The sequence below is a fragment of the Micromonospora sp. NPDC004704 genome, from assembly GCF_053601675.1.
Genome location: NZ_JBSGCD010000025.1, coordinates 61,339 through 82,174, shown reverse-complemented (window position 1 = coordinate 82,174; position 20,836 = coordinate 61,339). Strand labels below are relative to the sequence as shown.

At 72.4% G+C, this 20,836-nt stretch carries 15 protein-coding genes and 1 pseudogene; 9 read left to right on the top strand and 7 right to left on the bottom strand.

What is annotated here, in order from left to right; all coding sequences use genetic code 11:
• Positions 1 to 195: 195 nt before the first annotated feature.
• From ACWEFB_RS27710 to ACWEFB_RS27700, 3 genes and pseudogenes are all read left to right on the top strand, one after another.
• A pseudogene (locus ACWEFB_RS27710) lies at positions 196 to 2,223 on the top strand (bifunctional adenosylcobinamide kinase/adenosylcobinamide-phosphate guanylyltransferase); the annotation flags it as partial.
• 103 nt (positions 2,224 to 2,326) lie between these two features.
• Entirely contained in the window at positions 2,327 to 3,100 is a 774-nt protein-coding gene (locus ACWEFB_RS27705; RefSeq protein ID WP_452290013.1) for an adenosylcobinamide-GDP ribazoletransferase, read from the top strand.
• Between the two features lie 67 nt (positions 3,101 to 3,167).
• The gene (locus ACWEFB_RS27700; RefSeq protein WP_452290011.1) at positions 3,168 to 4,451 is read left to right on the top strand and encodes a DUF2314 domain-containing protein; all 1,284 of its coding nucleotides are present in this window, start codon (positions 3,168 to 3,170) and stop codon (positions 4,449 to 4,451) included.
• A 59-nt stretch (positions 4,452 to 4,510) separates the two neighbouring features.
• Here ACWEFB_RS27700 and gcvT read toward each other — a convergent pair whose 3' ends face one another.
• Positions 4,511 to 5,683 (bottom strand): glycine cleavage system aminomethyltransferase GcvT, encoded by a 1,173-nt coding sequence (gene gcvT / locus ACWEFB_RS27695; RefSeq protein ID WP_452290009.1) that lies wholly within the window; start codon positions 5,681 to 5,683, stop codon positions 4,511 to 4,513.
• Between the two features lie 185 nt (positions 5,684 to 5,868).
• Between gcvT and ACWEFB_RS27690 the strand changes: the two genes are divergently transcribed.
• Complete coding sequence (locus tag ACWEFB_RS27690; protein WP_452290007.1) at positions 5,869 to 7,458, top strand: leucyl aminopeptidase; 1,590 nt, start codon at positions 5,869 to 5,871, stop codon at positions 7,456 to 7,458.
• Positions 7,459 to 7,521: 63 nt separating this feature from the next.
• Here ACWEFB_RS27690 and ACWEFB_RS27685 read toward each other — a convergent pair whose 3' ends face one another.
• A complete protein-coding gene (locus tag ACWEFB_RS27685) occupies positions 7,522 to 7,848 on the bottom strand; it encodes a hypothetical protein (protein ID WP_326556638.1) in 327 nt (108 codons plus the stop codon).
• Positions 7,849 to 8,074: 226 nt separating this feature from the next.
• Between ACWEFB_RS27685 and lpdA the strand changes: the two genes are divergently transcribed.
• The 3 genes from lpdA to ACWEFB_RS27670 all read left to right on the top strand — a co-directional run bounded on the left by lpdA (position 8,075) and on the right by ACWEFB_RS27670 (position 12,387).
• On the top strand, positions 8,075 to 9,463 hold the full coding sequence (gene lpdA / locus ACWEFB_RS27680; RefSeq protein WP_452290004.1) for a dihydrolipoyl dehydrogenase: 1,389 nt from the start codon (positions 8,075 to 8,077) through the stop codon (positions 9,461 to 9,463).
• 73 nt (positions 9,464 to 9,536) lie between these two features.
• Entirely contained in the window at positions 9,537 to 11,351 is a 1,815-nt protein-coding gene (sucB, locus tag ACWEFB_RS27675) for a 2-oxoglutarate dehydrogenase, E2 component, dihydrolipoamide succinyltransferase (RefSeq protein WP_452290002.1), read from the top strand.
• A gap of 136 nt (positions 11,352 to 11,487) precedes the next feature.
• Positions 11,488 to 12,387 (top strand): TIGR01777 family oxidoreductase, encoded by a 900-nt coding sequence (locus ACWEFB_RS27670; protein WP_452290000.1) that lies wholly within the window; start codon positions 11,488 to 11,490, stop codon positions 12,385 to 12,387.
• A 61-nt stretch (positions 12,388 to 12,448) separates the two neighbouring features.
• On the opposite strand, the gene ACWEFB_RS27665 is transcribed toward ACWEFB_RS27670, so the two are convergent.
• The 3 genes from ACWEFB_RS27665 to ACWEFB_RS27655 form a co-directional block, all read right to left on the bottom strand.
• Complete coding sequence (locus tag ACWEFB_RS27665; RefSeq protein ID WP_452289998.1) at positions 12,449 to 13,906, bottom strand: extracellular catalytic domain type 1 short-chain-length polyhydroxyalkanoate depolymerase; 1,458 nt, start codon at positions 13,904 to 13,906, stop codon at positions 12,449 to 12,451.
• 184 nt (positions 13,907 to 14,090) lie between these two features.
• Entirely contained in the window at positions 14,091 to 14,483 is a 393-nt protein-coding gene (locus ACWEFB_RS27660; protein WP_452289996.1) for an SCO5389 family protein, read from the bottom strand.
• A 49-nt stretch (positions 14,484 to 14,532) separates the two neighbouring features.
• On the bottom strand, positions 14,533 to 15,507 hold the full coding sequence (locus tag ACWEFB_RS27655) for an ATP-binding protein (RefSeq protein ID WP_452289994.1): 975 nt from the start codon (positions 15,505 to 15,507) through the stop codon (positions 14,533 to 14,535).
• A gap of 119 nt (positions 15,508 to 15,626) precedes the next feature.
• Between ACWEFB_RS27655 and ACWEFB_RS27650 the strand changes: the two genes are divergently transcribed.
• Entirely contained in the window at positions 15,627 to 17,480 is a 1,854-nt protein-coding gene (locus ACWEFB_RS27650) for a DUF2079 domain-containing protein (RefSeq protein WP_452289992.1), read from the top strand.
• Between the two features lie 79 nt (positions 17,481 to 17,559).
• On the opposite strand, the gene ACWEFB_RS27645 is transcribed toward ACWEFB_RS27650, so the two are convergent.
• Positions 17,560 to 18,495: a hypothetical protein gene (locus ACWEFB_RS27645; protein WP_452289990.1), complete on the bottom strand. Its 936-nt coding sequence runs from the start codon at positions 18,493 to 18,495 to the stop codon at positions 17,560 to 17,562.
• 216 nt (positions 18,496 to 18,711) lie between these two features.
• On the opposite strand from ACWEFB_RS27645, the gene lipB reads away from it, so the two are divergent.
• A complete protein-coding gene (lipB, locus tag ACWEFB_RS27640; protein WP_452289988.1) occupies positions 18,712 to 19,350 on the top strand; it encodes a lipoyl(octanoyl) transferase LipB in 639 nt (212 codons plus the stop codon).
• 69 nt (positions 19,351 to 19,419) lie between these two features.
• Here the strand turns inward: lipB and aspS are convergent, their stop codons facing one another.
• Positions 19,420 to 20,745: an aspartate--tRNA(Asn) ligase gene (gene aspS, locus ACWEFB_RS27635; protein WP_452289986.1), complete on the bottom strand. Its 1,326-nt coding sequence runs from the start codon at positions 20,743 to 20,745 to the stop codon at positions 19,420 to 19,422.
• Positions 20,746 to 20,836: the final 91 nt, after the last annotated feature.

Sequence of the window (20,836 nt, the reverse complement as noted above, 5' to 3'; positions counted from 1 at the left end):
CTAGGGCAGATGGTGGTGATTGGAGATCAACAAACACGTATTTCCCCTAGATCGCGGAAGCGGTGGCATCGGGGGCGCCGCCGGACTGGGTGGATAGGGCATGAACCGGGATAGGTCGGCGCTGGGGGGTGGTTGTCGCCGATGGGGGACCGACCTCCCAGGCGAATCCCCGGCTGGGCGCTCTAAGGTACGGACATGTCCGTTGACGGTTGGAACACGGTTCTCGTGCTCGGCGGGATCCGCTCCGGCAAATCCGAGTTCGCCGAGTCGCTCGTACGCGACACGACCGCTGTCCGTTATGTCGCGACCGCACGGCAGGCCGAACCGGACGACCCGGAGTGGGCCGCCCGGATCGAGGCCCACCAACTGCGCCGGCCGGCCGGCTGGACCACCGAGGAGACGGCCGAGGATCCGTCCCGGCTGGCCGAGCTGATCGCCGGCTCCGGGCCGGACGAGACGCTGCTCGTCGACGACCTCGGCGGCTGGGTGACCGTACTGCTCGACCCGGTTCACCAGCCCGCCGACGACCGGGTCACCATCGCCGAACTCGCCGCCGCGATCCGGGACTGCACCGCCCGGCTGGTCCTGGTGAGCCCGGAGGTCGGGCTCTCCCTGGTGCCGACGACCACCATCGGGCGGGCGTTCACCGACGCCCTCGGCACCACGAACCAGGTGGTCGCCGAGGTCTGTGACGCGGTGGTCCTGGTGGTCGCCGGGCAGCCCACCTGGCTCAAGCCCGGCCCGGCCCAGCCGAACGTGGTCGTGCCCAGCCAGTCCGGCCCGACCCGGAGCGCACCGGCCAGCACCGAGATCGCTACCGAACAGCCGGTCGCCGCGCCGGACGTGTCGAACCGGGTCGCCTCGCCGGACGTGGTCACGCCGCACCTGCCCGAGCCGGAACCGGAGAAACCGGCCGACAGCTCGCCCTGGTCCGCGCCGACCATGATGCTCCCGATGGTCGCCACCGGACTGGTCATCCAGACCGGGATGGACCTGCCGATGCCGGACGAGTACGCCGGTCCGCAGGCGATCGACCGGCTCGCCACGCTCGACCTGCCCGGTGCCGGGCTCGGCAACCTCGAACGGGTGGTCGGCTTCGCCGCCGGCACCCAGGGCACCCCGACCCCGCGCCCGTGGCGGTCGGTACGCGTACTCCTGCTGCACGGTGACCACGACGGTGGCAGCGCCGCCGGGACCGTACCGGGTGAGTCCGGCCGGCGCGCCGACCAGGCCCGCGCCGGCAGGGGCCCGCTCGCCCGGCTCGCCGCCGAGGTCGGCGCGAGCCTCCAGGTGGTGGACGCGCCGACCGCCGCCCCGATCGAGGACGGACCGGCGCTGACCGCCGAGGCCGTCGAGTCCGCCCTGCGTTACGGCTGGCGGCTGGCCGAGGAGGCGGTGGACGACGGGGTCGAGGTGATCGTGCTCGCCTCCTGCGGGTCCGGCACCGAGGCCGCCACCGCGGCCGTGCTCGCCGCGACCGCGGGTGCCGAGCCGGCCGCCGTACTCGGACGGGTGATCAGCCCCGGCAGCCAGGTGGACGACGCGGCCTGGATGATCCGCTGCGCGACCGTACGCGACGCCCTGCACCGCAGCCGGCGCAGCCCGCGCGGGCCCAAGGACATCCTGGCCGAGCTGGGCGGGGGCGACGTCGCGATCGCCGCCGGCATCCTGCTCGGTGCGACCGCCCGGCGTACGCCGGTCCTGCTCGACGGTCCGGTCGGCGTGGCCGCCGGGATGGTGAGCCGCGATCTCGCCGGGCAGTCCCGGCACTGGTGCCTGCTGCCGGACCACGGCGGACATCCGGCGGTCCGGCTCGCGGCCGACGTGCTCGGGCTGACCCCGCTGCTCGACCTGAAGCTCGACCTCGGCGAGGGGGCGACCGCGCTGGCCACCCTGCCACTGCTGCGTACGGCGCTGACCCTGGCCGGGTCGGTGGGCGGGCACCCGTCCCTGGCACCGAGCGGCTGGGCCGAACCGGAGGACGAGGCGCCGGCACCGAGCGGATGGGCCGAGCGGGAGGACGAGGCGCCGGCCACCGGCGAGCAGCCGGGCCGGCACGGATCACCGGACGGGGACGAACACCCCGACGGTGACGAACAGCGCTTCGGTGCCGAACCCGGCCGGCACGGGACCGGCGACGACGGCGAGTTCGACGAACCGGAGCCGGCGGGCCCCGGCCCCACCCGACCCGACTGGTCCCCCACTGGCGACCCGGACAACCGGGCCTGGGCAGAGGACCGGACCGGTCCGGTCGGCGAGCAGGCGGGCGGCACCGGAACACGGGCCGAGGGATTCGACGCGCGGGCCGGCGACGGCGCCTCGCGCGGTGCCTGAGCACCGGATTCCGGCCGGCGCCCGGCTGGCGCTGACCACGTTCACCACCCTGCCGCTGCGTACGGGCAGGGTGGACCGGGAGACGGCGGCGGTGGCGATGACGCTCGCCCCCGCCACCGGTGCACTCCTCGGTGCGGTGCTCGCCGCGATCCTGCTCGGTGCTACGGCCGCCGGTGCTCCGGAGCTGGTCGCGGGGGCGGTGACGGTCGCCGCCGGAGCGCTGTTCACGCGGGGACTGCACCTGGACGGGCTCGCCGACACCGTCGACGCGCTCGGGTCGTACCGGTCCGGGCCGGCGGCGCTGGAGATCATGAAGAAGCCCGACGTGGGCCCGTTCGGGGTCGCGGCGCTCGTTCTCGTACTCCTGATCCAGGTCGGCGTGCTCGCGGCGCTGCCGGACCGGAGCTGGCCGGCGCTGCTGGCGACCGTGGTCACCGCGAGCGCGGCCGGCCGGCTGGCGGTGACCTGGGCCTGCCGGCAGGGTGTGCCGGCCGCCCGACCGGAGGGGTTGGGCGCGCTGGTCGCCGGGACCGTCGGGCGGGTGCCGCTGGCGGTGGCCACCGTCGCCGTCGCGGGCGCGGCGGTCGCGGCCGTGCCGGACCGCCCGTGGCAGGGCCCGGTCGTGGTCGGCCTCGCCCTGGTCGGCGGGCTGGTGGTGCTGCGCCATACCGTACGGCGGTTCGGTGGGATCACCGGTGACGTGCTCGGTGCCCAGGTCGAGCTGGTCACCACGCTGGTCTACCTCGGTCTGGTGCTGACCGGCTGATCCGGCCGGACATCTTCGGTAGCGTTCGCGAAAGAGAATCACTACTTTTCGTCGAGCGGGGCACGTCATGATCATTACGGACGATTTCCTGCCTCTGCCGGTGCCGGAGTCGCTCTCCGCGACCTACCTGGTACCGGTCTCGACCCCGCCCGAGGTGACCCCGGCCCAGGCCATGGCGGCACTCGGCGACCGGGTCACCGAACTGGTCCACGACCTCACCCGGCAGATGCTGGACAGCCCGCTGATGACGGTCGACCTGCGGCCGGTGTCGGAGTTCCCGCACCTGCCGCCGGACCTGCTCACCGCGTTCGGCGCCACCGACGAACAACTCGCCCGGCTCGCCGCCGCCAACAACCTGGTGGTGATCCAGGCGAGCTACCGGCCGGGCTGGCCGCCGGCGCACGAGTGGGCGGCCCGGGCGGTCGGCGCGGCGATGGCGGACGCGGTCGGCGGGGACCTGGTCGACGTGTTCGGCCTGCAGTTCCTCGAACCGGCCACCGCGCTGCGGTCGCTGCCCGACGCCGAGGGCCGGGTCCGGCTGGTCGACTGGGTGCTGGTGCCGTACTCGACCGCCGAGGGCGGGCTCTGGTTCACCACCAAGGGCCTGCGCCGGTTCGGGCTGCTCGAACTCCAGGCCCAGGAGGTGCCGGGGCACCTGACCCGGGGCTGGGGTGCGGTGATGACCGGGGTCGCCCGGCGGCTGCTGCGTACCTGGACCGACGGGCTGAACGGGATCGAGGTGCCCGCCTTCGTGCAACTGCCGGTGGTCACCACCGTCACCGACCACGACATCGCGGTCGCGTACGGCTATCCGCGCCAGTCCGACGCCGCCGGCCCGGCCGCCCTGCGGCTGGAACTCGACCCGGCCACCGATCCCGAGGCCGACTCGTTCCTGACCCTGCTCCCGCCGATCGGGCACCAGGGTCCGCCCAGCCGGTACTTCGCCGGGGTCTGCACCACCCTGTTCGGCGCTCCCCGCTCCGACATCCGGTACGACCGCAGCGACGACGCGATGGCACGGGCCGTCGCCACCGCCCGTGCCGGCCTGACCGGGGTACGGGACCGGTTCGTCGGCGGCTCGCTCGCCGGTGATCTGCAACTGCTGATCAAGTACGGCCTGGTCACCGCCGAGGGCCCCGAGTACGTCTGGGCCGGCGTCGACTCCTGGCACCGCCCGGAGCTGATCCACGGCACCAGCGCCTGCGACGCGGTCGCCGACCCGGCGGTCCGGATCGGCGCCCCGGTCGTGATCGCGACCGCCGACGTCGTCGACTGGGCGCTACTGGACCGGGGCACGGTCGTCGAGGGCGGCTGGACCCAGGCCGTGCTGGACTCCGGCCGCAACGGCTGAGCCGGTCCGGGGCTGCGACGCGGCGGTCAGCGGACCGGTCCCGGGGTGCCGATCGACGGTCAGCGGACGGACGGTTGCACGAACGGGGGCCGGACCACCCTCATCACCGAGCGCCGGCCGCGTACGTCGACCTCGACGGTCGCGCCCTCGGCGAGCCCGGCGTCGGTGTCCAGCAGGGCGAGGCCGATCCCGGACTTGTTGGTCGGGGAGAACGTGCCGCTGGTGACCGTGCCGACCCCGGCGTCACCGGCGAGGACCCGCATTCCCGGACGCGGGATGCCCCGGTCCTGTGCGGCGAGCCCCCAGAGCAGCCGGCGCGGTCCTGCCGCCTTCTCCGCCAGCAGCGCGTCCCGCCCCCAGAAGGCGGGCTTGTTCCAGCCGACGGCCCAGCCGGACCGGGCCTGGACCGGGGTGATCTCCAGGGACAGGTCCTGCCCGTGCAGCGGGTAGCCCATCTCGGTACGCAGCGTGTCCCGGGCGGCCAACCCGCAGGCCCGCAGCCCGTACGGCTCACCGGCGGCGAACAGGGCGTCCCAGACCGCGGTCGCCCCGGCCTCGGGTACGACGAGTTCGTACCCGTGTTCGCCGGTGTACCCGGTCCGGCACACCACCAGTTCGACCGGCTCGCCGTCGCCGTCGCCGTCGCCGTCGCCGTCGCCGACGGCGACGGCGAGGGTGGCGGTGGAGAAGCTCATGTAGTCGTGTTCGGTCGGCAGGTCGAGCGCGCCGAGCAGGTCGGCCGAGCGCGGCCCCTGCACCGCGAGGACCGCGTACGCCCGGTGTTCGTCGGTGACGGTGACCCCGGCGGGGGCGGCGGCGCGCAGGCGGCGGACCACCTCGGCGGTGTTGGCCGCGTTCGGGATGAGGAAGACGTGCTCGTCGCCGTAGAGGTAGGCGATGATGTCGTCCACCACCCCGCCGGTGGCCTCGTCGCAGCAGAGCGTGTACTGGGCCCGGCCGGGGCCGATCCGGCCCAGGTCGTTGCTGAGGCAGGCGTTGACGAAGTCGGCCGCACCGGGACCGGTGACCCGCGCCTTGCCCAGGTGGGAGACGTCGAACACGCCGACCGCCTCGCGGACCGCGGTGTGCTCCTTGAGCACCCCGCCGCCGGCGTACTCCAGCGGCATGGACCAGCCGCCGAAGGCGGCGAACTTGGCGCCCAGCGCGGCGTGCCGCTCGTGCAGGGGTGAGCGGAGCAGCGCGTCGGCGGCGGGCGTGGTCAGGTCGGTCATGGTTGGCAACTTACCGGGGGGCGCCCTCCTGGCTCACCGGGGCTCGACCTGGTGATTAACATCGGCGGGATCCCTTCGGCGACAGTCGCTGGGACAGCCGACCTCTCCGGCGGGTAGGTTCGCCGGAGACCTTCGTCGCCGGACCGCGCACAACGCGGCCGGCCAAGCCCGTCCGGAGACGCCGAGTGACATCGCCCAGCACCACCCTCAGCCTGGTCGACACCGACCCCGCGGAGCTTGCCGTCGACGCTCTTGTCATCGGCGTGCACAGCCAGAGCGGATCCGCGGACACCGGGGGTGAGGGGCCCGGCGGGTACGCCGGCACGCTGCTGCTGGCGACCGGGGCGGAGAGCATCGCCGCCGCGTTCGACGGGCGCCTGACCGAGACCCTGGCCCTGCTCGGCGCGACCGGCGCCCCGGGCGAGGTGATCAAGCTCGCAACGCTCGGTACGGTGACCGCCCCGCTGGTCGTGGCCGTGGGCCTGGGTGCCGAGCCGACCGGTGCCGCCCCCGCCCCGGAAATCCTGCGCCGGGCGGCGGGGTCCGCGATCCGGGCCCTGGCCGGCGCGGACCGGGTGGCGCTGAGCCTGCCGGTGCCGGACGACGAGGACGCCCCGGCCGCGCTGCGCGCGGTGGCCGAGGGTGCGCTCATCGGCGGTTACCGGTTCACCGGTTACAAGACCCGCCCGCAGCCGACCCGCCGTACCCCGGTGGTGGAGGTTTCGGTGCACGTGCCGGACGCCGCCGACGCGACCGCCCGCGCCGAGATCGCCCGCGCGACCGTGGTCGCCGCCGCCGTCGCCCGGACCCGGGACTGGGTGAACACCGCCCCGAACGAGCTGCGCCCGCCGTCGTTCGCCGACTCGGTGGTGGCCGCCGCCAACGCGGCCGGGCTGACCGTCGAGGTGCTGGACGAGAAGGCCCTCGCGGACGGTGGTTACGGCGGCATCGTCGCGGTCGGGCAGGGCTCGGACGCCCCGCCGCGGCTGGTCAAGCTGAGCTACCAGCCCCCGGCCGGCACCGCCGGGGCCGGGAAGCGGATCGCGCTCGTCGGCAAGGGCATCACCTTCGACACCGGTGGCGTCTCGATCAAGCCGGCGCAGGGCATGTGGGAGATGAAGTCCGACATGGCCGGCGCGGCGGCGGTCGCCGCCACCATGCTCGCCATCGCGGAGCTGAAGCCGGCCGTGTCGGTCCAGGCGTACCTGCCGATGGCGGAGAACATGCCGTCGGCGAGCAGCTACCGCCCCGGCGACGTGGTCACCATGTTCGACGGCAAGCGGGTCGAGGTGCTCAACACCGACGCCGAGGGCCGGATGATCCTGGCCGACGCGATCGCCCGGGCCTGCGCGGACGGCTGCGACTACCTGCTGGAGACCTCGACCCTGACCGGTGGCCAGGTGGTCGCGCTGGGCAAGCGGGTCGCCGGGGTGATGGGTACGCCGGAGCTGTGCACCCGGGTACGCACCGCCGGTGACGCGGTCGGCGAGCCTGCCTGGCCGATGCCGCTGCCGGAGGACGTACGCAAGGGCATGGACTCGGACGTCGCCGACATCTCCCAGGTCAACGCGGGCATGGACCGGGCCGGTCACATGCTGCAGGGTGGCGTCTTCCTGCGCGAGTTCGTCACCGACGGGGTCGACTGGGCGCACATCGACATCGCCGGCCCGAGTTACCACTCGGGTGAGCCGACCGGTTACTGGACCAAGGGCGGGACCGCGGTCCCGGTACGGACCCTGCTGCACCTGGTCGAGGACATCGCCGCCAACAACTGACCGCCACACGCGAACCGACCCCCGGCCACGCTCGGCCGGGGGTCGTCGCACGTCCGGGGCGGCTCAGGCACCCGCGTTTCTCTTGCGGCGTTCGTTGAAGTCGCGCATCCGCTGCGGGTAGCCGACCAGTCGGACGTCGTAGATCGGGATCGCCATCTTGTGGGCGAACCGGCGGGCGCCCTCCGGGCTGTCGATCCGGCGCCGGGTCCACTCCCCGTCCGACGCGATCAACATCACTGTCGTCTCGGTCACCGTCGTACGCGGCTCGATGAACGCCTCGACACCCCGTCTCGACTTGACGAACTGCTCCAGGTGCTCCACGTCCCCGCGGTTCGCAACGCGATCACCTGCCGCGTTGCCGCCCTGCTTGCGGCGCCTAAACCAGGCCACCCGCTCTTCTCCTCCCGCCCACCCGTGCCGGCCGTGTCCGGTGGTTGGGCAAAGAGTACGTGGAACGGACGTGTCCTTGGGCACCTCAGTTACGCGGCGCGGGACTGCAAGTGACAAGATGGCCCAGGTAGAAGGTATCCGGCCGGAATGCAACGGTCGGTGAGGACGAAATGCCCGTTTCCATTGGCATGGCCCTCGTGGCAGCGACGCGACCTGGGAGTTAACTGTGAGCGAGCCGAACGGCGAAACCTTCGATGTTGTCATTCTCGGCGGTGGCAGCGGGGGGTACGCGGCGGCGCTGCGCGCCGCGCAGCTGGACCTGTCGGTCGCGCTGATCGAAAAGGGCAAGCTCGGTGGGACCTGCCTGCACAACGGGTGCATCCCCACGAAGGCTCTGCTGCACGCGGCGGAGATCGCCGACCAGACCCGCGAGTCCGAGCAGTTCGGCATCAAGGCCGAGCTGATCGGGGTCGACATGTCCGGGGTGAACGCGTACAAGGACGGGGTCATCTCCCGCCTCTACAAGGGCCTCCAGGGCTTGATCAAGAGCGCGAAGATCACCGTCGTGGAGGGTCACGGCAAGCTGGTCGGCCCGGACACCGTCGAGGTGGACGGCCGCCGCTACACCGGGCGCAACATCATCCTGGCCAGCGGCTCGTACGCCCGCAGCCTGCCCGGCCTCGAGGTCGACGGCGAGCGGGTGATCACCAGTGACCACGCCCTGGTGCTCGACCGGGTGCCGAGTTCGGCGATCGTCCTGGGCGGCGGCGTCATCGGCGTCGAGTTCGCCAGCGTTTGGCGCTCGTTCGGGGTGGACGTGACGATCATCGAGGCGCTGCCCCGACTGGTCGCCGCCGAGGACGAGGAGTCCTCGAAGGCCCTCGAGCGCGCCTTCCGCAAGCGCGGCATCAACTTCAAGACCGGCAAGCGGTTCGAGAAGGTCGAGCGGACCGAGACCGGGGTCAAGGCGACCATCGAGGGCGGCGAGACCTTCGAGGCCGAGCTGCTGCTGGTCGCCGTCGGCCGTGGCCCGACCACCGCGAACCTCGGTTACGAGGAGCAGGGCATCAAGGTCGACCGGGGCTTCGTGCTGACCGACGAGCGGCTGCGTACCGGGGTGGCGAACATCTTCGCCGTCGGTGACATCGTCCCCGGCCTCCAGCTCGCCCACCGCGGTTTCCAGCAGGGCATCTTCGTCGCGGAGGAGATCGCCGGGCTGAACCCCGCCGTGATCGACGAGAACGGCATCCCGCGGGTCACCTACTCCGACCCCGAGCTTGCCTCCGTCGGCCTCACCGAGGCGAAGGCCAAGGAGAAGTACGGCGCAGACAAGGTGTCGACGTACAACTACAACCTCGGCGGCAACGGCAAGAGCCAGATCCTCAAGACGGCCGGCTTCGTCAAGCTGGTACGGGTCTCCGACGGGCCGGTGGTCGGCGTACACATGGTCGGCGCCCGGGTCGGCGAGTTGGTCGGCGAGGCTCAGTTGATCTTCAACTGGGAGGCGTACCCGGCCGACGTGGCGCAGCTCGTACACGCCCACCCGACCCAGACCGAGGCCCTCGGCGAGGCGTTCCTCGCCCTGGCCGGCAAGCCGTTGCACGCGCACGCCTGACAGCACCAGATCTTCCGCGACACCCGGCGGCAACCGGGTGACCATCGCAAAGGCCACGAAGGAGTCTTGAGAGATGCCGGTATCGGTCACCATGCCCCGGCTCGGCGAGAGCGTCACCGAGGGCACCGTCACGCGCTGGCTGAAGCAGGAGGGCGACCGGGTCGAGGTCGACGAGCCGCTGCTCGAGGTGTCGACCGACAAGGTCGACACCGAGATCCCCTCCCCCGCGGCTGGCGTGCTGAGCCGGATCGTGGTGAGCGAGGACGAGACCGCCGAGGTCGGTAGCGAACTCGCCGTCATCTCCGGCGAGGACGAGTCGGCCGGCGACAGCGCCCCGGCCCCCGAGGCCGCCCCGCCCGCCCAGCAGGCACCCGCCGAGGACGAGCCGGTCGCGGAAGAGCCGCAGGCGGCCGCCCCCGCACCGGAGCCGGCCGCGGCCGAGCCCGCACCGGCGGCGACCGCCCCGGCCACCGGCGGCGGCACCGTGCTCAAGATGCCCGCTCTCGGCGAGAGCGTCACCGAGGGCACGGTCACCCGCTGGCTCAAGGCCGTCGGCGACACCGTCGAGGCCGACGAGCCGCTGCTCGAGGTCTCCACCGACAAGGTGGACACCGAGATCCCGTCGCCGGCCGCCGGTACGCTCCTGGAGATCAAGGTCGCCGAGGACGAGACCGCCGCTGTCGGCGCCGACCTCGCCGTGATCGGTACGGCAGGTGCCGCACCGGCCGCGACCCCGGCCCCGGAGCCGACCCCGGCCCCCGCCAAGGCCGAACCGGCCCCGGCACCCAAGGCCGAGCAGGCCCCGGCGGCCCAGCCCGACCAGATCTCCGGTGCGTCGTACGCCGCCCCGGTGGCCGAGGCCGAGCAGTCCACCAAGCCGGTGCAGACCGAGCAGGCGGCTCCGGCAGCCCGGCCGGCGCCCGCTCCGGTCGCGCAGACCAACGGCGAGGACGTCGCCGGCTACGTCACCCCGCTGGTCCGCCGGCTCGCCAGTGACCAGGGCGTCGACCTGTCGACGGTCACCGGCACCGGTGTGGGCGGCAGGATCCGCAAGCAGGACGTGCTGGAGGCGGCGGAGAAGGCCCGTGCCGCCGCGGCCCGCCCGGCTCCGGCCGCTGCCGCTCCGGCGGCTGCCAAGCCGGCCGCCGCGAAGGCCGAGCCGAGCCCGCTGCGGGGCCGGACCGAGAAGCTCACCCGGACCCGGATCACCATCGCCCGGCGGATGTTCGAGTCGCTGCAGAGTTCCGCGCAGCTCACCACCGTGGTCGAGGTGGACGTCACCAAGATCGCCCGGTTGCGCCAGCAGGCCAAGAACGACTTCGTGGCCAAGCACGGCGTCAAGCTCTCCTTCCTCCCCTTCTTCGCGCTCGCCGCGGTGGAGGCGCTGAAGACGTACCCGGTGGTGAACGCGTCGATCGACCTGGACGCGGGCACCATCACGTACCCGGCGGGCGAGAACCTGGGCATCGCGGTCGACACCGAGAAGGGCCTGCTCGTACCGGTGATCAAGGACGCCGGTGACCTCAACCTCGCCGGCCTGGCCCGGCGGATCGCGGACGTCGCCGAGCGGACCCGGGGCAACAAGATCGGCCCGGACGAGCTTTCCGGCGGCACCTTCACGATCACCAACACCGGCAGCCGGGGGGCGCTCTTCGACACCCCGATCGTGCCGGCACCGCAGGCGGCCATCCTCGGCACCGGCGCGGTGGTCAAGCGGGCCGTCGTGGTCAACGACCCGGACCTGGGCGAGGTCATCGCGCCCCGGTCGATGGTCTACCTGGCGCTCTCCTACGACCACCGACTGGTCGACGGCGCCGACGCCGCCCGCTTCCTCACCGCTGTGAAGGAGCGGCTGGAGGCCGGCAACTTCGAGGCCGAACTGGCCTGACCGGCACCACACAGCACGGTCCTCGGGGACCGCGGGGCACCCGCCCCGCGGTCCCCGACCCGTTCCAGGAGGCGGCGGGTGGCCGTTTGCGGGCTGCCCGCCGTGCGGCGGTCGGGGGCTCTGCCAGGATGGACGCATGCGGATCCTTGCCGCCGGTGCATCCGGCTTCCTCGGCAGTCGGCTGATCGAACGGCTCCGGGCCGGCGGCCACGAGGTCGTCCAACTCGTACGCCATCCCCCGCGCGACCCCGGTCAGGTGCAGTGGAATCCGGCGGCCGGACAGCTCGACCCGACGGCACTCGCCGGCACCGGGGCGGTGGTCAACCTGGCCGGTGCCGGAGTCGGCGACCAGCGGTGGACCGACCGGTACCGCGAACTGCTGCGTACCAGCCGGGTGGACACCACCCGGACGCTGGCCGAGACGATCGCCGCCCTGCCCCCGACCGACCGGCCGGCGGTGCTGGTGAACGCCTCCGCGATCGGCTGGTACGGCGACACCGGCGACCGGACGGTCACCGAGGAGACCCCGGCCGGCGACGGCTTCCTCGCCGACATGTGCCGGGTCTGGGAGGCGGCGACCGGGCCGGCGGAGAGTGCCGGCGTACGCGTGGTCCGGCTGCGCACCGGGTACGCCCTGCACCGGGACGCCGGTTTCCTCAAGCCGCAGCTCCTGCCGTTCCGGCTCGGCATCGGCGGCCCGCTGGCCGGTGGCCGGCAGTGGATGCCGTGGATCTCGCTGGCCGACTGGCTGGGCGCGGTGGAGTTCCTGCTGGACCGTGACGACATCGCCGGACCGGTCAACGTGGTGAGTCCGGCCCCGGTCACCAACAACGAGTTCACCCGGGAACTCGGTGCCGCCCTGCACCGGCCGGCGGTGCTACCGATTCCCGGCTTCGCCCTGCGGATCCTGCTCGGCGGGCTCGCGGTCGAGGCGTTGACCAGTTCCCGGGTGCTGCCGGGGGTGCTGCCCCGAGCCGGGTTCACGTACCGGCACCCAGACCTTCCCGGTGCCCTGCGCGCCGCCCTCGACGACTGACGGCAACGAGAGAGGGCTCCCCGTCATCGATGACGGGGAGCCCTTTCCGACCGACGGGGGTTCAGCAGCCGATGACCCAGTAGTTGGGGCCGGTCTGCTTCAGGGTCGAGGTGTAGAAGGTGTTGTAGAGGCCCATCCGCTGGGCGGACCCGTTCGCGTACGCGTACCCGCCGGACTGGTAGGCGCGACCGGCCTGCACGTGGGCGTAGTTGGTCGCGGTGACGCAGACCGGGGGCGTGGTGCCACCGGTGGTGGTCGCGGAGACCGTGGCGGAACGGGCGCTCTCGGTGCCGGCGGAGTTCACCGCGCTGACCGCGTACGAGTAGGTGGTTCCGGCGGTCAGACCGGAGTCGGTGTAGGCGGCGCTGCCCACGGCGGTCGTGGTCACCCGGCTGCCGTTGCGGTAGACGTGGTAGCCGCTCGCCCCGCTCGCCGCGCCCCAGCTCAGCGAGACCGAACTGGCGGTGGTGCCGGTGACGGCGAGGCCGGTGGGGGTGGCCGGCGCGCCCGGCTGGCCGGGGTTGCCCGGATCGGTGGACCCGCCGTCGAGGCCGAAGAAGAGCGCGTCCCGGTACGCCGAGCAGATGGTGTCCAGGAAGTACGCCGCAGCGGTGCCGCACTGGTCCGCGCCGGTGCCCGGGTCGACCGGGGTGCCGTGGCCCATGCTCGCCACCTGGTAGAGCCGTACGGCGTCGTTTCCGTACACCTCCAGGGTGGTGTTGGCCGGCAGGGTGGAGGTGCTGGTCGGGGTCTGGGAGACGCCGGCCACGTTGGTGAACTGGTCACGCAGTTCGGTGCCGTTGGCCGGTACGACCACCGCGTCGGAGCGACCGTGCCAGATCGACACCCGGGGGCGGGGGCCGGTGTAGCCGGAGTAGCCGGCGCGGACCAGGTCGCCCCACTGCTGCGGGGTCTTGCTGACCGTCGAGTACATGCAGGTGTACGCGTTGGTCTGCGAGGTCGCGCAGCGGTACGGCAACCCGGCCACCACCGAACCGGCGGCGAACACGTCGGGGTAGGTGGCGAGCATCGCCGCGGTCATCGCCCCACCGGCGGACAGGCCGGTGACGTAGACGCGGGCCGGGTTGGTCCCGTAGTTGGCCACCGAGTAGTCGACCATCTGCTTGATCGAGGCCGGTTCACCCTGGCCCCGGGTGGTGTCCCCGGTGAGGAACCAGTTGAAGCAGGCGTTGGCCGCGTTGGACGCGCTGGTCTGCGGGAAGATGACGGCGAACTTCCACTGGTCGGCGAACTTCTTCCAACCGGAGTTGGTGTAGTAGCCGTTCGCGTCCTGGGTGCAGCCGTGCAGCGCGACCACCAGGGGCGCGTTCGACGGCAGGCCGTCCGGGCGGTAGGCGTACATGCTGAGGTTGCCGGGGTTGCTGCCGAAGCCGGTGACCTGGGTGAGGCTGGCGGCCTGGGCGGGCGCGGCTCCGGTGAGGACCGCCGCGGCGATGAGCACGGGTACGGCGGCGGCGCGGACGATCCGGGTGAGTAACGCTGATGGGCGGCGGCGCACGGCGTCTCCTGACGATGAATTGTGAACTGAGTCACCCCCGAGTTGCCGGAACGTTACGTCCGCATGACGGCGCCATGACATGGTTGGCGGTCACATATTCACCTATGCCGGCATGTGCCCCTCCCGCCGCCGCGACACCGCAGGGGTCCCCGGTCGCACCGACTGGGAACCCCTGCGTGCGTGGTCAGCAGTCGCGTAGCTCCGGGGACTGGTTGCGTACCTGGGCGAGCGGGGAGATGAACCGCCGGTAGGTGTCGCCGCCGACCGCGCCGAGCTTGAACGCGGCGACCCGGTGGCAGTTCTGGAACGCGAGCTTCACTCCGAAGTGGCGCTCCAGCCCGCCCCGGATGGCGTCGCTGGCCAGGGCGCGCAGCAGTTGCCCGCGCTCGGCCTCGCTCGGCGGCGGGACCGCGTGGTCGGCGAACTCGATCGCCGGGTCCGCCGACCGGGCGGCCACGTCGGAAACCACGGTCCAGGCGTACGGCAGTGAGGTCCGGACACAGTCGACGAACTCGTTGTCGTCGACCTGACCGGCCTCGGCCCGCTCCAGCAGCGCGGCGGAAACGTCGAGGGACATGCTCTCTCTCCTTCTGTCATGGGGCTTGTCGGTTGTGCGGGTGAAGTCGTCATCCGGCCCGACCGGCGAGGTCCACCGCCGTCGGGCCGAGTACGAAGTCCGGGTCGACCTGGCCGGCGAGGTCCTCGCCGACCCGGTCGTTGGCCCAGGCGGTCGCGTTGCGCAGGTGGAATTCGACCGCCTGCCGGGTGTAGGTGCCCCAGTCCTTGCCGCCCCCGTCGACGGTGGCGCGCATCAGTTCGAGCGCACCGAGGTTGGCCGGCTCCAGGGCGGAGATCGGTTGCGGTGTGCCCCGCTCGGCGGCCTTGACGTACGCCGACCGGCCGATCCAGGTGAGCAGGTCCGCGCCGACGTGTTCGGTGAGGAACTCGACGTCGGACTCGTCGTCCACCTTGTTGCCGACCACGTGCACCCGTACGCCGTACTCGCGGGCGTAGCCGACGTACTGGCGGTAGACGCCGATGCTGCGCAGGGTCGGTTCGCAGACCAGGAACGTGGTGTCGAAGCGGGTGAACAGACCGGAGGCGAACGAGTCGGCACCGGCGGTCATGTCCACCAGGACGTACTCGCCGGGGCCGTCGACCAGGTGGTTGAGCAGCAGTTCCACCGCGCCGACCTTCGAGTGGTAACAGGCCACCCCGAGGTCCTCGGTGCTGAACGGGCCGGTCACCGCGAGCCGGATACCGCCCACCTCGCGGACCAGGGTGTCGTAGAGCGGGTTGGCCCCGGTGACCGGGAGCAGCCGGGAGCCCCGGCCGGGCGGGGTGGTCTTGACCATCGCCGCCGCCGAGGTGATGCGCGGGTTGTCACCGCGCAGGTACTCCTTGATCTCGCCGAGGTGGTCGCCGAGCGCGGGCAGGGTGAGCGCCTCGTGTTCGGTCGCGCCGAGTGCGGCGGCCAGGTGTTGGTTGATGTCGGCGTCGACGGCGAGCAGCGGTGTCGACGCCCCGGCCAGGTGGCGGGCGAACAGCGCGGCCAGGGTGGTCTTGCCACTTCCGCCCTTGCCAACAAAAGAAATCTTCACGGTACGGACCTTTCCGCCACAGCATCGGCTATCAATTGAATTGATAGTCATTTTCAGTAAGCCAGTCAAGGCTAGGCGCAACGCGGGCGTGTCGGACGAGAATTGGTAACGTCCGCCCCGTGCCGATCTCCTCGTCCCTGGTCGCCGGGCCGACGCCGGCCGGGTCCGACCCGCCGCCACCACCCGTACGACCGACCGGGGCGCCCCGGGACAGGCGGGTTGACCTGCTCGCCCTCGTCGCGGCGGTGGCCCTCGCGGTCTGGGTGACCAGTGGCCTGTGGGGCGACCCGAACGGCCGGGCGATCACGGTCAACTCCAGCGACCAGGCCCTCTTCGAATGGCTGCTCGCCTACGGCGCGCACGCGTTCACTCACGGCGCCGACCCGTTGTTCACGTCGCTGCTCAACGCACCCGACGGGGTCAACCTCGCGGTCAACACCTCGATCACCGTGTACGCCGTGGTCTTCGCCCCGCTGACGTACCTGATCGGGCCACCGGCGACCTTCCTGGTCGTACTCACGCTCAACCTGGCCGCGACCGCGCTCGCCTGGTACTGGCTGCTCTCCCGGCACCTGGTCCGGCACCGCCCGGCGGCCCTGCTCGGCGGGCTCTTCATCGGCTTCGCCCCCGGCATGGTGTCGCACGCCAACGCCCACCTGAACTGGACCGCCGGCTGGCTGGTCCCGCTCCTGCTCTGGCGGGTCCTGAACCTGCACGCGCAGGGGCGCTGGGTACGCAACGGAGTCGTACTCGGGGTGCTGGTCGCGGTGACGTTCTCGATCGCCGCCGAGGGGCTGTTCTTCACCGCCCTGGCCTGCGCGGTGTGGCTCGGCACCTGGTCACTGGACCGGAGCCGGCGGGCGCAGGCACGGGCCGCCCTGCCGACCTTCCTGCGCGGGCTCGCGGTTGCCGGGGCGGTGGCGTTCGCGCTGCTGTCGTACCCGTTGTGGCTGCACTTCCTCGGCCCGCAGCGTTACCACGGGACCGGCTTCGACCCCCGGATCCATGCCGAGGACATCCTCGCCTTCGGCGCCTTCCCGGCCCGTTCACTGGCCGGCGTGGCCGGACTGGACTCCTCGCTCGCACCGAACCCGACCGAGGAGAACTCGTTCTTCGGGCTGCCGCTGCTGATCCTCGCGGTGCTCTGCTTCGCCCTGCTCTGGCGGCACACCGACGCCGGACGCCGGGCCACCCTGCGCGCCCTCGCGGTCACCGCCACGGTCTTCGCCGTCCTGTCCTGGGGACCCAGGATCAAGGTCGACGGCCACATCCTCGACTTTCCGCTGCCGTACGCGCTGCTCGGCAAGCTGCCGGTGTTCAACGCCGCACTGCCGTCCCGACTCGCCCTGGTGGTGGCACCCGTACTCGGCCTGCTGCTCGCGTACGCGGTGGAGCACCTGGCGAAGGCGCGGCTGGACCGGCGGGTTCGGATCGGCTGGACGGTCGGCTTCGCGGTCGCCCTCCTGCCGCTGCTGCCGGTGAGCCTGCTGACGATCGAACGGGAACCGATCCCGAGGTTCATCACCTCCGGCGACTGGCGCGAGTACGTCAGCGCGAACGGCGTACTGGCACCGCTGCCGTTCACCCTCGACGTGACCCCGGACGGGCAGCGCTGGCAGGCGTACGCCCTCGCCCACCGGCAGGGCGAGTTCGCCATCCCGTCCGGCTTCTTCCTCGGCCCCGGCGGCCCGGACGGGCGCGGCCGGATCGGCCCGGTCCCCCGGTTCACCGACGCCCTGTTCGCCGAGGTCGCCCAGACCGGGATCGTGCCGCCGATCAGCGACGCCGACCGGGCCGCCGCCCGCGCCGACCTGCGTTACTGGCGCGTCGAGGTGGTGGTGCTCGCCGACCGCGTACACGGCGCCAAGTACCCCGTCCACGTAGACGCCCTCCGCCAAACCGCCACCGCCCTCCTCGGCCCACCCCAACGCGCCGACGACGTCTACCTCTGGCCCCTCCCTCCCCAACCCTGACCCCCAACCCCTCCCCCAACCGTGACCACTCATGATCACGAAGAGTTCGGCTCGCCATAGCCGGCCGAAGTCTTCGGGATCACGGAGGGATCGGGCAGTTCGGGCCGCAGGGGCGGGGTTGGCTGGGCCAGCCGTGGTGGCGGAGTACCTGTGCCACCTGGTGGGCGGTGGCACAGGGCGTTCGGGTGACGTCGGTCCAGCCGTAGCGCAGGGTGGTTTCGCCGACTGCTGCGGCGGCGTTGTCGCGATGGGTGTCGCGCCAGCGCCGGTCGGGCGGATGTGCGGCCCGGCCGTCGAGTTCCACGCGGGTGCGCCAGGCGTCGTAGGCGACGTCGTCGTACCACCGGCCGCCACGGCGGGGGCGCACCGCCTGGCGTACGCCGGTCGGCAGCCCGTGCGCCCGCTCGACGTCACGCAGGTAGCGCAACTCCAGCAGTGAATGGCATCCGTCGGCGGTGTCGTCGAGCGCCGCGAGCAGTTCCGTACGCCAGCGCAGCTTCGCCCGCCGGCCGATCGCCTTCCGGATCCGGTCGGCGGTGGTGAGTCGCCGGCCACAGGCGCGGGCCAACCAGCCCAGCGCGTCATCGAGGGTGTCCGCCCGCTGGGCCAGGTCGAGCACCGTCTCCTCGATCCGGGTCTGCGGCGGCAACCGCGTCGGATGTCGCGCCGCCGCCGCTCGGGCCGAGAGGTGCACCACGATCCCGGGTACAGCGCTGATCCGGCGATCGGCGGGAACGGTCAGCCGGACCGGGTCGGACGGACGGTCGACCAGCCCCTGAAGTTCCCCCGCCGTCCCGTGACTGAGTACGGCACCCCGTCCGGCCCGCAACACCGCAGCCCAGAGCAGCGCCTCCCGGGGCGGGGTACCGGTGAACGTGGCGAGGACCCGCCCGAACAGGAACCGCCACCGCCCGCCCCGTACCCGCGCTTCCACCTGCGCCTTGCTCAGCCCACACGCGTACGCCTGCGCCCGCGTCAACACCCCGTGCTGGCGAACAACCAACTCATCAAACACCCGAGAAACCCTGGCCACCCGTCCCCACCTCCGCCACCCCTCCCCCTCTCCCTGTGGACGACACGCCACTCCATCCACAGCCCGGCCCTTCCGTGATCACGAAGAGTTCGGCCGGCTATGGCAAGCCGAACCCTTCGTGATCACGGGAAGCAGAGTGAGGGGGCGGTGAGCATGGTCACCGGGGGTTTTGACGCTGGGCGGGACTAGTCTGGGGGCGTGACCAGCACTATTTCCGGCCTGCGGGCCGTCCACGTCGGCGAGATCGACTATCTGGCCGCCTGGGAGGAACAGCGCCGTCTGCACGCGGCGGTGGTCGCCGGTGAGCAGCCGGACACGGTACTGCTGCTGGAGCACCCGAGCGTCTACACCGCGGGCAAGCGCACCGAGCCGGCCGACCGGCCGATCGACGGCACTCCGGTGATCGACGTCGACCGGGGCGGGAAGCTGACCTGGCACGGGCCGGGGCAGCTCGTCGGCTACCCGATCGTGAAGCTGCCGGATCCGGTGGACGTGGTCGCGTACGTGCGGCGGACCGAGGACATGCTGATGGAGGTCTGCGCCGAGGTGGGCCTCGCCACGGTACGGATCGACGGGCGCAGCGGGGTCTGGGTGGCGCAGGACGAGCGCGGTCCGGCCCGGAAGGTCGCCGCCCTCGGCATCCGGGTGGCCCGTGGCGTGACCCTGCACGGGTTCTCCATCAACTGCGACTGCGACCTGGGCGCTTTCGACCAGATCGTGCCGTGCGGGATCCGCGACGCCGGTGTCACCTCGCTCACCGCCGAACTCGGCCGCCGGGTCACCGTGGCCGACGTGCTCCCCCTGGTCGAACACCGCCTGCCGTCCCTGCTCGGCTAGCCCCTGCCCACCGCGTCGAGGAGTGCCCCGGGTCGCACCACACCCGGGGCACTTCCGTTCGACGGGCGGCTACGGGGTCAGCCGGTGCAGGTCGCGCGGGAAGGCGGTGACCTCACGGACGTTGGCGGCACCGGTCAGCCGGGAGACGAAGCGTTCCAGCCCGATCGCGAAACCGCCGTGCGGCGGCATGCCGTGCCGGAACGCCGCCACGTAGCTCTCGACCGGCTCGACCGGTTCGCCCCGCGCGGCGAGCGCCGCCAGGTAGTCGCCGTGCCGGTGCAGGCGCTGACCGCCGGTGACCAGTTCGACCCCACGGAAGAGCAGGTCGAACCCGTTCGAGTACGCCGGCTCCACCGAACCCGTACGCGCCGGCCGGTGCTCGGGGCTGCCCGGTCGGGCCGGGTGGGTGTAGAACGGGCGCTTCGCCATCGGGTAGCCGGTGACGAAGAGGAAGTCGGAGCCGTACTCGGCGCGGGCCCACTCCCCCAGTGCCCGTTCGTGGGCGGGGGCGAGGTCGGGTTCGTCCGGCTCGGCACCGGCGATCCGCAGTGCCTCGGTGAAGTGCACCGACGGGATCTCGGCCGGCACCGACGGCAGTTCGATCCCGAGGGTGGCCACCGCACCGGCGGCCCGTACGGCAACCGAGTCGAGCATCCCGGCGAGCACGTCGCGCAGCATCCCCATCACGTCCCGGTGGTCGTCGACGAAACCGAACTCGACGTCGAGTGAGGTGTACTGGGCCAGGTGGCGGGCCGTGTCGTGCGGTTCGGCCCGGAACACCGGCCCGACCTCGTACACCCGCTCGAAGACGCCGACCATCATCTGCTTGTAGAACTGCGGCGACTGGGCCAGGTACGCTGGCCGCCCGAAGTAGTCGAGGGCGAAGACGTTCGCCCCGCTCTCGGTCGCACCGGCGACCAGTTTCGGGGTCTGCACCTCGACGAAGTCGCGGTTGTCCAGGGTGGCCCGGAAACCGGCCACGGCGGCGGCGGAGATCCGTAGCGGCGCCGACCGGGTCGGGTGGCGCAGCGCCACCGAGGCGTGGTCCAGTTGGGTCGGCAGGGTGGCGGCCAGGGCCGGCCGGTACAGGTCGAACGGCGGCGGTACGGCGGGTTCGCCGAGCAGGCGTACCGAAGGCTTCACCAGCTCGACCCCGGCGGGCGCAGCGGGGTTCGCGGCGACCTCGCCGATGACCGCGACCACGGTCTCCTCGGGCAGTTCGGTCAGCCGGGCCCGTAGCTCCGGGTCGGTGACCACGACCTGGGTCAGCCCACCGGCGTCGCGCACGATCAGGAACGCCACCGATTTCAGCAGCCGGCGGCGGTGCAGCCAGCCGGCAACGGTGACGGTTTCACCGACATGGGTGGGCAGGGAGGTGGAAAGGACGCGTCGCATGTGGTGTTACCTCCTCGTCAATCGCAACGCGATCCCCGGGGAGGTGTGGGCGAGCGGGAACCTCGCGGTGCCACCACACCTTCGCCGTCGG

Coding starts and splice junctions, on each gene's coding strand:
- aspS (WP_452289986.1), bottom strand. CDS start 20,745: ATGCGACGCGTCCTTTCCACCTCCCTGCCCACCCATGTCGGTGAAACC.
- gcvT (WP_452290009.1), bottom strand. CDS start 5,683: ATGACCGACCTGACCACGCCCGCCGCCGACGCGCTGCTCCGCTCACCC.
- ACWEFB_RS27700 (WP_452290011.1), top strand. CDS start 3,168: ATGATCATTACGGACGATTTCCTGCCTCTGCCGGTGCCGGAGTCGCTC.
- ACWEFB_RS27660 (WP_452289996.1), bottom strand. CDS start 14,483: ATGTCCCTCGACGTTTCCGCCGCGCTGCTGGAGCGGGCCGAGGCCGGT.
- sucB (WP_452290002.1), top strand. CDS start 9,537: ATGCCGGTATCGGTCACCATGCCCCGGCTCGGCGAGAGCGTCACCGAG.
- ACWEFB_RS27670 (WP_452290000.1), top strand. CDS start 11,488: ATGCGGATCCTTGCCGCCGGTGCATCCGGCTTCCTCGGCAGTCGGCTG.